Genomic DNA, 3,133 nt, shown 5'->3' with positions numbered 1-3,133 from the left:
GATGATGGTGGCTCGGGCTTCAATTACCGCATGGAGACTCTGTTAACTCCTGGGACCTATTACCTGCTCACAACTCCTTACTCGGGAGCAGCTACGGGAGATTATGGGATCAGTTTGCGCAACCTCGGCACGTCGGGTTCCTACCTTGATGATGGTTTTACCTCTTCCATGGTGCAGGATCTTCAGCTGGAAACCGAGACTGGCAACTACCGTATCGCGGAGTCAGGTGAGGTGGACTGGTTCCGAGTTGTCATTGCAAACCCTGGACATTTCATCCTGCAGACTTCGGGTGATCTTGATGTCAAAGCACGAATCTTCCGTCCGCGCGATGGATCATCGGCTCCATTCCGGGATGCGGATATTATCGAAACCCTTGACGTGAACGATGATTTCCGGGGAAGACAGGGCAATGCGGTGTTGGATGTTTTTTTGAACACCGGAACTTACATCGTGGCAATTGAAGCGCGCAATGCGGGTGAATTTGGTCCCTACGGTATTGGAACCCGATTTTATTCCGAGACGCTGCCTGTGGTGAATGCCGGGGACGGAGTTGATGGATTTGCGACAGCTTCACCGTGGACTCCGGGAGAGGGATTGGAATCCTCGTTTGAGAAGGCAGGCGACCGTGATACCTACCGTCTGCAGTTGGATCGTACGACGGATCTGGATCTTACCGTCACCAGCACGACGGATGTGGCCTGGTTCCTGTATGACGCATCCTTGCGGCAAGTCGCGACCTCGGGCGTGGCTTTGGTGGATCCAAGGATCCAGCGCTCGCTTTCTGCGGGAACCTACTACCTGATGATTGCAGGTTTCGCAGAACACGATTATTCCATTGAATGATGTAGGTGTGGCATTAACACATGCACACTCCAAACGCGGTGCGAGTTTCTTGCGACTTTTGCATGCAAACGACGCCTCCCAAGGTTCGGGAGGCGTCGTTTGGTTAAAGCAATGTGAGGGATTTGTTTGCTTTTATGCAGGAAGTCTTCATCGGGCCTTTTCCAAGGCGCAGCGAATGTCCTCCAGAATATCTTCGATATCTTCGATGCCGACCGAAAGACGGATGAAATCTTCGGTTACTCCGCTCGCAAGCTGCTGTTCGGGAGTCAGTTGGGAATGCGTTGTTGTGGCGGGATGAATGGCCAGGGACTTGGCGTCACCGATGTTGGCAAGGTGGCTGAACAACTCAAGCCCTTCGATGAAACGCTTACCGGCTGCGGCACCTCCCTTGATGCCAAAACCGATGAGTGCTCCAAACCCGTTTTGAAGATAACGCTTTGCTGCAGTGTGGTTTGGGCTGTCGGGTAGACCCGGGAAGTTCACCCAACTCACCTGCTCGTGACCCTGAAGATACTCGGCCACTTTTTGGGCGTTTTGACAGTGGCGCTCCATGCGAAGGTGCAAGGTTTCGAGGCCCTGGATCTTGAGCCAGGAGTTAAAGGGCGATGGGCATGCGCCCATGTCGCGCATCAATTGGAGCCTCATCTTGAGAATATAGGCGACGTTGGCTCCACCCGCCGGTGGGAAGGCCTTGAAGGCATCCCAGTGTACGAGTCCGTGATAGCTTGGATCCGGCTCGGTAAATCCGGGGAATTTGCCATTGCCCCAGTCAAAGTTTCCCGCATCGATCACCATGCCACCAATGGCGAGACCGTGCCCGCCAATGAATTTTGTGGTGCTGTATACCACGACATTGGCACCGTGCTCGATGGGTCGGCAGACGTAGGGAGTCAGAGAGGTATTGTCGATGACCAGCGGGAGTCCGGCCTCGCGAGCGATGGCGGAAACTTCCTCAAAAGGAAAAATGTTCAGGCGCGGATTTCCGATGCTCTCCCCAAAAATCAGTTTGGTGTTGGGTTGGATTGCCTTGCGGAAATTTTCGGGTTCCTCGCTGTCGACAAAGGTTACATCAATGCCGAGTTTTTTCAGGGTGTACTTAAACAGGCTGTATGTGCCGCCATAGAGTTGTGCTGCAGAGACGACATGATCGCCGGAATTGCAGATGTTGAGGATGGTATTGGTGATCGCCGCCTGCCCGCTGGAGTGCGCGAGTCCGGCAACACCCCCTTCAAGCGCCGCAATGCGACCCTCAATCACATCGTTGGTCGGGTTGTTGAGGCGGGTGTAGATGTGACCGAGTTCTTTCAGTCCGAACAGATTTGCCGCATGCTCTGCATCGCGAAAGACAAAGCTGGTCGTTTGGTGAAGGGGCAGTGCCCGTGAGCCGGTGTTGGGATCGGGTTCCTGTGCGGCGTGCAAGGCCCGTGTTCCAAGTCCTTTGAATTTGGGATTGATCATAGTGTTGGGATGTCAGTTCAGGTATGGTTTGAACTCCCAAAACTGTTCATTTGCTCGGTAGAGTCAAGGGGGTGATCAGGGTTTGACAAAGGTGTCTTCTGCATCGAAAGCAGGGATGCGTGGCATCCTGAAGAAGGGATTTGCAACGCCAGCTGAAAACCCTTTCCTCTGCTGAACCTGACGAGCAGGATGCGGGTTCAGTGAGTGATCCGTGCGTTGAGCAATCACAGGCCTGTGCGATTGCGGGAATCACCATTGACGGATACAGGAAAAATGAGTTCCTTTGTGTCATTGCAACTCCGATTCGCTCTTATGAGTCACTTATCTTTAGGAAACTGGATTCGATTCAGGCTTGAGGAAAACGTGACAGATTGAGCACTCCCAATCATGGATATCCCACACTATGCGGTTCTGACCGGAGACATTGTCGGTTCCCGCAAACTCTCTACGCACGAGCTGGCATCGCTTTTTGAGGGAGTGCGCGGTGTTTGGCGGTGTTTTGCGGAACATCATGGCGATGCGGTCATGGGAGAATTCGATGTGTTTCGCGGAGATGGTTGGCAAGTGGCTCTGACCCAACCCGCGTTATGCCTGAGGGCGGCAGTTTTCCTGAGGGCGGCATTTCGTGCACATTCGAAAAAGGTGGACGTTGACAGTCGCATCGGTGTGGGTGTGGGGCCTGTTGATCGCATTGTTCGAGAGCGCCTGAGTGAATCCAATGGTCTGGCGTCGCACGCCCTCTACCTGGTCCGGCAAAACGAAGTCTGGCAGGGTGATTGTCAATCCTGCGGGCAGGACGGCGCCATAGTCGGCAATGCCCCTATTGGCGTCT

3 protein-coding genes are annotated in these 3,133 nt (G+C 53.9%); 2 read left to right on the top strand and 1 reads right to left on the bottom strand.

All coding sequences use genetic code 11. The features are described from left to right. On the top strand, positions 1-843 hold an 843-nt coding region (locus ABQ298_01200; GenBank protein ID MEQ9822980.1), incomplete at its 5' end, for a hypothetical protein. Positions 844-990: 147 nt separating this feature from the next. Here ABQ298_01200 and ABQ298_01195 read toward each other — a convergent pair. Further along, complete coding sequence (locus ABQ298_01195) at positions 991-2,301, bottom strand: O-acetylhomoserine aminocarboxypropyltransferase/cysteine synthase (protein ID MEQ9822979.1); 1,311 nt, start codon at positions 2,299-2,301, stop codon at positions 991-993. A 387-nt stretch (positions 2,302-2,688) separates the two neighbouring features. Between ABQ298_01195 and ABQ298_01190 the strand changes: the two genes are divergently transcribed. Next, on the top strand, positions 2,689-3,133 hold a 445-nt coding region (locus ABQ298_01190), incomplete at its 3' end, for a hypothetical protein (protein MEQ9822978.1).

This window comes from Puniceicoccaceae bacterium, from assembly GCA_040224245.1.
In the GTDB taxonomy this organism is placed as follows: domain Bacteria; phylum Verrucomicrobiota; class Verrucomicrobiia; order Opitutales; family JAFGAQ01; genus JAKSBQ01.
This window is presented reverse-complemented; position numbering and strand designations above follow the sequence as displayed.

Bases quoted from the DNA above. Each gene is read 5' to 3' on its own strand.
- ABQ298_01195 (MEQ9822979.1), bottom strand. From the start codon at position 2,301: ATGATCAATCCCAAATTCAAAGGACTTGGAACACGGGCCTTGCACGCC.